Annotated in this window: 8 protein-coding genes and 1 pseudogene; all 9 read right to left on the bottom strand. The window is 29.4% G+C overall.

What is annotated here, in order from left to right; genetic code table 11:
* A pseudogene (locus L1S46_RS06355) lies at positions 1 to 187 on the bottom strand (IS256 family transposase); the annotation flags it as partial.
* Between the two features lie 125 nt (positions 188 to 312).
* On the bottom strand, positions 313 to 1,362 hold the full coding sequence (locus L1S46_RS06350) for a galactose ABC transporter substrate-binding protein (RefSeq protein ID WP_238899540.1): 1,050 nt from the start codon (positions 1,360 to 1,362) through the stop codon (positions 313 to 315).
* Positions 1,363 to 1,582: 220 nt separating this feature from the next.
* Entirely contained in the window at positions 1,583 to 1,783 is a 201-nt protein-coding gene (locus L1S46_RS06345) for a hypothetical protein (RefSeq protein WP_238899539.1), read from the bottom strand.
* On the bottom strand, positions 1,780 to 2,622 hold the full coding sequence (locus L1S46_RS06340) for an Ig-like domain-containing protein (protein WP_238899538.1): 843 nt from the start codon (positions 2,620 to 2,622) through the stop codon (positions 1,780 to 1,782). Before L1S46_RS06340 ends, L1S46_RS06345 begins: the two co-directional genes overlap by 4 nt.
* A 137-nt stretch (positions 2,623 to 2,759) precedes the next feature.
* Positions 2,760 to 2,900 carry a hypothetical protein gene (locus L1S46_RS06335; protein WP_275298966.1) on the bottom strand — a complete coding sequence of 47 codons (141 nt, stop codon included), beginning with the start codon at positions 2,898 to 2,900 and terminating at the stop codon, positions 2,760 to 2,762.
* Positions 2,901 to 3,406: 506 nt separating this feature from the next.
* Complete coding sequence (locus L1S46_RS06330) at positions 3,407 to 4,201, bottom strand: ATP-binding cassette domain-containing protein (RefSeq protein WP_077304991.1); 795 nt, start codon at positions 4,199 to 4,201, stop codon at positions 3,407 to 3,409.
* Positions 4,167 to 5,069, bottom strand: coding sequence for an ABC transporter (locus tag L1S46_RS06325; protein ID WP_017210844.1), 903 nt, complete (start codon positions 5,067 to 5,069; stop codon positions 4,167 to 4,169). The genes L1S46_RS06330 and L1S46_RS06325 overlap by 35 nt, the downstream gene beginning before the upstream one ends.
* Entirely contained in the window at positions 5,069 to 6,085 is a 1,017-nt protein-coding gene (locus tag L1S46_RS06320) for an ABC transporter substrate-binding protein (RefSeq protein ID WP_238899537.1), read from the bottom strand. The genes L1S46_RS06325 and L1S46_RS06320 overlap by 1 nt, the downstream gene beginning before the upstream one ends.
* Positions 6,086 to 6,563: 478 nt before the next feature.
* The gene (locus tag L1S46_RS06315; protein WP_238899536.1) at positions 6,564 to 8,156 is read right to left on the bottom strand and encodes an AAA-like domain-containing protein; all 1,593 of its coding nucleotides are present in this window, start codon (positions 8,154 to 8,156) and stop codon (positions 6,564 to 6,566) included.
* Positions 8,157 to 8,168: the final 12 nt, after the last annotated feature.

The following is an 8,168-nucleotide window of genomic DNA, read 5'->3' as shown; positions in this document are numbered from 1 at the left end:
TATTTGAAGTGTTTTTATTTTCATAATCATGTTTAGCATATCCTAAGTGACTTTCCATCTCCGATTCCAGCATTTGCTGAAGTACCCCTCCAAATAAATCCTTTAATGTATTTTGTATATCTTCAGTCGTTTTTATATCAGAGTTACTCAAAATTAATTTTACTAATTCATCTCTAGATAAAGACATAGCCTGTGCTCCCTTCATTTGATAATTTATTATATCATTCTAATGAAGTTTACACAGACTATTTTACACTCTCTAAAACTCAAAACAATTAAGTTAATCTTCTTCTATTTTAATACCTAATCAAATTATTTCTTATATATAATTTGATTAGGTATGCGAATTGCAACTCCTGTTTGATCAAATTGATAATCCGTACCTTCAATTGGATCTCTGCCTTTAACCATATTCATTCCCATAGTATAAAGTGCTTCTGCCATTGCTTTTGGGTCTTGAAAAATAGTCCCTAACATTAATCCTTCATTAATTAACTTCTGTGATTCTGGCAATCCCTCAACACCAACTACTGCAATATTTTTTTCTTTATCTCCTAAATTATATCCATAGGATTGTAGTGCTTCAATTGCACCTAATGCCATAGAGTCGTCATTTGCAATTATGACTTCAATCTTAGGTCCAGTTTTTAAAAATAGCGACTCTACGGCCTCTTTTGCGAGTTCTCTACTCCAATAAGCAAATACTCTTTCAATCTCCTGAGTTTCTACTCCTGCTTCACTAAGTGCTAAAAGAGAATATTTTGTTCTATCAGCTGCTACCAAATTATTTCTTTCACCTTCTAAAAGAACATATTGCATTATTCCATCATGGTTCTTATCAATGGAATCTCTACTTGTGTTCCATTCATTAGCAAGAAGCTCACCCTCCATAATTCCATCGCTTTTTGCATCTAACCCTATATATAGAGATTTATTGTATCTTTTAATCTCACTTAGCAGCGGCTCCCTATTAAAAAATATCACTGGAATATTAGCTTTAGCAATTTGATTAGTAACTCTTTTTACCGTTAATTCATCCCTGTTCTTAACTAGATGCATTATTATAAGATCAACACCTTCTTTAAGTACATTATCAAGCTGCTCATTTTGCACTGCTTGATTTGATTTAGCATCATAAAACGTAAATTCTACTTTTCCTGGATTTTCTTCTTGAATATCTTCTAAATCTTTGCGAACTAAAGAAATATAATCATCACTAAAATTTATTAAAAATACAGCTACTCTAATAGGTCTTTTTTCAGCAGCATTAATACTCGCAAATGTGGCTTTTTCTTTAAAGCTAAATAACATATATGACATTATCATTAGAAACATTATAATAGATAGCATTTTCTTAAACATTTTTACTTCCTCCAACAGTAGAAATTTTCCACAATGTTATTATGTATATCGCGAAAATATTTATGCTAAGCTATTATGGGTATTTTACAATTATTTAATATTAAGTGTAAGTAAAATAGAGTGGTAATAAACACCACTCTATCGAAACTCTAAATTTTCATTCAGCATAATACTTATACTTGATAATTTTTATTTTCCACAGGAGTGAGGTTACCCAATCCTATTCAAATATATCTGGTAAAAATTTATATACTTCACTTTCATTTTTAAATATAACTTCTATTGGCTCAGAATATGGTGTACATTTATTTCCTTTAAAAAAGTTATATAGTGCTGATGATATTCCCATAACAATTCTATTATGAGCCATTGATATTCTTGAGCTAATAAAATAAAAAATTAATTCCAATATTAAATTCACTTATCTAACTCCACTTTAACTTCGTATTCATTTAAGATATTATTATCATCTTCATACTTTATGCTTGAATCTGGTTTGTTATTATATACTCTTATAATAAGAGTTGTTGTTCCTGGATCTAAAACAATATTATCATTATCGACAAGCTTTGCTTTTCTAACTTCACCAATATCTGAATATGAAGTAACCCTAAATACTTTAATATACTTTTCATCTAATCTTTTTATATTAACACTTATATTATCTGATGACGCTTTTGCATAATAAGTTCTCTTATTTTTTGCTTCGCTAACTATATTATTACTGTTATAATTCTCATCACTATAAAGTTCCATTGCACTACCATCTTTATTTAGCAATCCTATTTTGTTGTAATAAGAATAATAAACTGTTACTTTACATGTATCTGATCTTCCACTTCCGTCATTTGCTGTACATGTAATTGTTGTAGTTCCTTCTGATATTCCTTTTACCTCTCCATTTGAACTTACCCTTGCTACATCTGTATTACTAGATTTCCATGTTACTTTTTTATTGTCTGCATTGCTTGGCAATACTGTTTCCTTTAGCTTTAAAGTATCTCCTTGATTAATAACTGCGCTTGATTCATTTAACATTACTCCTGTTACGCTTACTGTATCTTTATTATTAAGACTTTTATCTGATTCTTTTTCGGAATTAACCTTTAACTCTGATCCAACATTGTTTACTATAGTATCCGTTGATTGAACTGATTTTCCTTCCGTTTCTGTAGCATATATTTCTATAGGATTTAATACTGATACTGATGCTACTACCAGTAAACCTGATATTACTTTTATTAATTTAAGCTTTTCCATACCTCATTCTCCTAACCATTTTTATTTAATTATACCATATTTTTCTTTTAAAATTTCAGACTTTTTAATCTCACTATGCTATCACCGCGTATAAGTATACTAAATTTAATAATCCTACCTAACATGGATTTTTATATTCATTCAGTCTCCATTGCTCCATTATTATCAAAATGATACCATTTATCATCTATCTTTATACATCCTGTCTGCATTATACCTTCCTCATTAAAATAATACCATTTGGAAGATTTATCATCATAATACCAGCCAGTTTTCATAGCTCCATCATGAATATGATAAATTTAACTCTAAAATTATAGTTGTTTATTGCTTCATTTCGTTTAATATTGTTGTCAGTATAGGTTAACCTTCTTAGAATTTTTGTGTTGCAACATAACCTAAAATATTAGAGGTATCTATGCTATTTCTTTATAAAATTTTATTAAAGCAATCTATGGATTTATATCTATAGAAGTATTTCTCAAATTTATACACAAGTCAAGTTACCTAAATTATAACAGAATCTGTTTAGCAGACTATAGATTTCACTTCTTTTAAAAGTTACCCATAGATTTCACTCGGCTATAATCTCTTTCGAAAAGTAAAACTATTTTCATTATACTTTACGAAGATTTTGCCTTCATAATCAGTTACTAAAGAATAGAAAAATACATCGTCAAATAGATATTATCTTTTTATGCCATATCTATTTGACGATGTATAATTTGATTTCTTATTTATTATTGTTAAATATACTTTGCTAAGCTTTAGCCGCTTAAGTATCCTATCCAAACAATGTCCTATCACTTAATGCTTCTGCTCCATTAGCTTTTTCAAAGAGTCCAAGAAGTTTATTATTATCTAACTTTTCTTTTTCTTCCCCTTTGACATCAACTAAAATCTTGCCTCTATGCATCATGAAAAGTCTATTACCATTTTCAAGAGCATGTTTAAGATTATGGGTAACCATAAGGGTTGTTATTCCGCTATCTTTTACTATATTTCTTGTTATATCCATTATTATTTCTGATGTTTTAGGATCTAGTGCCGCTGTATGCTCATCTAGTAATAATAATTTTGGTTTTGACATTACTGACATAAGCAGAGTTAAAGCTTGCCTCTGTCCCCCTGATAAAAGCTGTACTTTATTATAAAGCTTATCTTCAAGCCCTAAATTAAGTTCTTTTACCATCTCTTTGTAATAATCTATCCTCTTTTTGTTTATCCCAAAACTAAGTCCAAAAGACTTTCCTTTATTATCTGCAAGAGCGATATTTTCTAATATTGTCATATTAGGTGCTACACCCATTGATGGATTTTGAAAAACTCTCCCAATGGACTTTGATCTTGCGTATTCAGGTTTATTAATAACTTCATCACCATCTAATAATATTGATCCTGAATCTGCCTCAAGAGTTCCAGATATCATATTTAATAATGTTGATTTACCTGCTCCATTTGAACCTATTATACTTATGAAGTCACCTTGCTTAACATCTAATGATAATCTATCAAATACCCTATTTTCATTTATTGTATTTGGATTAAACACTTTGGATAGTTGTTTCACTTTTAACATCTTTAGCACTACCTCCTATAACAGATTTTCTTTTCTTAAACTTGAAGGCACCGCTATTTGAGCATAATGCTATAACTACAATTATTGCTGTCATTAATTTTAAGTCATTGGCATTTAATCCAAGTTTTAATACTATTGCTATTGCCGCCTTATATATAATTGCCCCTAGTATTGATAAGGTAGTAACTTTAATAAAAGACAACCTCTCAAATAATGATGTTCCGATAATTACTGCTGCAAGCCCCATTACAACAGTACCAGTTCCCATTCCAACATCACTAAATCCTTGGTATTGTGCAGTTAGTGCACCTGCAAGTGCAACTAATGCATTACTTATCATAAGACCTAGCACCTTAACCAAATCTTTATTTACTCCAAGAGATGAAACTACTTGTTCATTATCTCCAACAGCTATAAGCAAAAATCCTGATTTAGTCTTTAAATATAAGTCTAGTAGTATTTTCACTACAATAACCATTATTAAAATCACTACTATAGCAGGAATTGATGACTTAAATAAATTAGGAGTATTAAATAATGGAACATTTGCTTTTCCCATTATTCTTAAGTTAATAGAATATAATCCTATCATTACTAATATTCCAGCCATTAAATTTGTTATTTTAAGCTTAACATGCAAAAATGCTGTTATTCCTCCTGCTAACGCTCCACCTAAGGTTGCTATTATTATACTAATCCATGGATTAACCCCATTTACCAAAAGAGCTGCGGAAATTGCAGCCCCAAGTGGGAATGTAGAGTCCACTGATAAATCAGGAAAATCTAAAATTTTATAAGTTATATATACTCCAATTGAAACTAATGAAAATAGCAGCCCTTGTTCTAAAATATTTATTAAAACACCCACTACTCAACGCCTCCAGTTACCTTTTTACAATTTGCTTCTATATCTGCTGGAAGTGTTATATTCAATTTCTTAACTACATCAGTATTTATAGTAAATGACATATCGCTTAGTGTGCTTATTTCAACATCTGATGGCTTCTTTCCATCTAAAACTTCTGCTGCTTTATATCCAGCTTCTTTTCCTAGCTTGTAATAATCTATTCCTATAGAAGCAAGTCCACCTTTATTTACTACTGCTTCTTCTGCACCTATTATAGGAACGTTTTTATCTAAACAAAGTTTACCTACTAACGCATATCCTGAAGCAACTGTGTTATCTGTAGGTGTATATAATACATCTATTTGACCTAAAGCACTTGCTAAATTTTGATTTATCTCATTAACATTTGTAACACCAATTTCTTTTACTGCTAAGCCCTGTTTATCTGCAGCTGCTTTAAGCTCATCAACTTGAGTTACTGAATTTGTTTCTGAAGTGTTATAAATTACTCCTACTGTTTTAGCATTTGGAAGTAATTTTTTTAATAATTCTATTTGCTTGTCCACAGGAACTTTATCTGATGTACCTGTAACATTTGTTCCCGAGCTCTTCCAATCCTTTGCAACTTCTGCTTTAACAGGATCTGTTACTGCTGTAAATATTATTGGAATATCTTTAGTTGAATTATAAGCAGCTTGAACTGCTGGTGTTGCAATTGCAAAAATCAAGTCTTTCTTCGCATCTGTAAACTGCTTAGCAATTGTTTGCGCATTAGCTTGTTCACCTTGAGCATTTTGTTGTTCGATTTTAATATTCTTACCTTCTTCATATCCTTTTTCTTTTAATCCATCAACAAATCCCTTGTTAGACGCATCTAATGCATCATGTTGAACTAACTGAATTACTCCAATATTCTTCACTGCCGATGATGAAGCGCCTCCATTATTAGAATCCGTTGCACTTTTTCCACATCCTGCAAGAATTCCTCCAACTAAAACTGTACATAGCAGCATGGCTGCTTTCTTTTTCCCTACCATATTTCTATCCTCCTACTATATTCTTATTATCAATTTCCTACTATACTCCAAAATGCCAACTACCTTCTCAATAAATACAATCATAAATATATATCTATATTTATGATAAATATTCAAATAAATTGATAATAATTTATAAATCTTTTAAGTTATGATATCATATTTTGAAATACTTGTAAAGTTACTAGCTATACTTTGCAAGCTTTTTTAGTTTTTTAGTATAAAAATTATATATCAATGCACAGTTCACAATTCAAAATTTACGATTTACAATACACAATGTTCAATGTCCAATTCACAATGAAGATTTCAATATATATTTAGAAAAGCCTACGCCTTTTCCTCCTTAATTGTGCATTGTGAACTGATAATTATGAATTGCTATTTTCTTCATATATATAATGAATTATCAAAAAGGGTCTGTCGCTAACGAATTAAAATCCGTTAGCAGCAGACCCTTTTCTTTCATATATGTAAATCAGCAGTATACTTGTATTATTCTTTTTTGTTTTTCACCGAAATTCACAAATTCCTCATCTAGCTTTCCTGTTTCTTTTTTAGTTTTTCTAAAATCAAATACTAAAAGATAACCTTCTTCTAATCCATACTGTTCTAAATATTCACTTAACTGTATTAAGCCTTTTTGGTGGTAAGCTTCTCCGTTCCATTTCTTAAGTTCTAATATATACATTTTCTTATTATAAGTTATGACTATATCAAAACGTTTCTCGTCTCCACCCTGTACTTCCTTAAATGCAAAGCCTGTGCCATTTATTATTGGACTTATAAAAGCTAAGAACAATAGTCTTCCATCTGCTTCTAAAAAAGCTTCTCTTTTGGCTGAGTATTCGTGTTTCATTAGCTCAGAGAATTTTATTAAAATCTTTTTTACATCCAGATTTCCATCCTCTTTTATAAAATTTGACTTATAATTATATTGAGACATAACTGATTTCTTATCCTGCCTTATTACTTTCATCATCATATGATTATAAATCAATTGCTCATAAAGCTTATTATTTATTTTACAAACTCCATCTTTTTCCTTTAAAATACCGTATATACTTCCTAAACTTACTATATTATCTGTTTTTATATAATTTATATTTTCGTTATCTAATACTATTCTTTTAACAAAATCATATAGTTCCTCATTGTTTTCTATATTTTTAATAAGACTCTCAAAATTAGTATTACTATCTTTTAATATTTCTTTTACAGCTAAATCCATATATTCCTTTTCCCAAACAAATTCATTATCACTCATTATCTTTTCATCTATTATCTTGCATAATTTGCTTACTAAAAATGGATATCCTTCTGTATAAAAATAAAGCTTTTCTGAAAAGTATTCTTTATCTAATATAACTTTTTTATCTTCTACATAATCCTGAAGCATAGTCATTATTTCTTCTTTTGAAAAGCTCATATCAACTTCAAAATCCGAAGCTATATTCCAAGGGCTGTTATATTTATGTTCTTCATCACTTCTTATTTTAACTTTAAGAGTTTTAACATCATAGACACCAGCCAAAATTATACTATGAAAAGTATAGTCTCTTCCCTCACTTCTAAGAAGATATTTGTTTCTAAGCATTCCCAAAAAACTCAAAAACAATTGATTATTACTGCTTTTGTCAACTTCATCTATCATTAATACTACTTTTTTGTTTATTTCTCTAACAAGTTTAGTTATAAAATAAGATAAATCATCTAAGGTTTCTACGCTTTCTTTATTAGAAGAAATAAATTTTGATAATTCAACATTTTCAAACTCGATTGTACGTTCTAATATTTTCATAAAACCTTTACTAAACCTATTTTCATCCTCAAAAATCAAATCGCCTATACCTTCAAAGCTTATCTTTATAGGAAAATAATCTTCTGATTCCTTTAACTTATTATCTAGTAAAAATAAAGTTGTAGTTTTCCCATATTGTCTTGGTCTATTTATCACGAAATACTCTTCACCATCAATAAGCTTCATTATTTTATCTATTTTTTTCGAAATATCCACAATGTAATGTTTATTAGGAATGCAAGTTCCAGTGACATTAAATTTTTTTAACATAATTTTATCACC

Source organism: Clostridium sp. YIM B02500 (assembly GCF_022324665.1).
GTDB classification, from domain to species: Bacteria; Bacillota; Clostridia; order Clostridiales; family Clostridiaceae; genus Clostridium; species Clostridium beijerinckii.
The sequence above is the reverse complement of the archived record's forward strand: the minus strand, read 5'-3'. Positions and strand labels throughout refer to the sequence as shown.

Coding starts and splice junctions, on each gene's coding strand:
- L1S46_RS06335 (WP_275298966.1), bottom strand. CDS start 2,900: ATGAAAACTGGCTGGTATTATGATGATAAATCTTCCAAATGGTATTAT.
- L1S46_RS06330 (WP_077304991.1), bottom strand. CDS start 4,201: ATGTTAAAAGTGAAACAACTATCCAAAGTGTTTAATCCAAATACAATA.
- L1S46_RS06320 (WP_238899537.1), bottom strand. CDS start 6,085: ATGGTAGGGAAAAAGAAAGCAGCCATGCTGCTATGTACAGTTTTAGTT.
- L1S46_RS06350 (WP_238899540.1), bottom strand. CDS start 1,362: ATGTTTAAGAAAATGCTATCTATTATAATGTTTCTAATGATAATGTCA.
- L1S46_RS06340 (WP_238899538.1), bottom strand. CDS start 2,622: ATGGAAAAGCTTAAATTAATAAAAGTAATATCAGGTTTACTGGTAGTA.
- L1S46_RS06315 (WP_238899536.1), bottom strand. CDS start 8,156: ATGTTAAAAAAATTTAATGTCACTGGAACTTGCATTCCTAATAAACAT.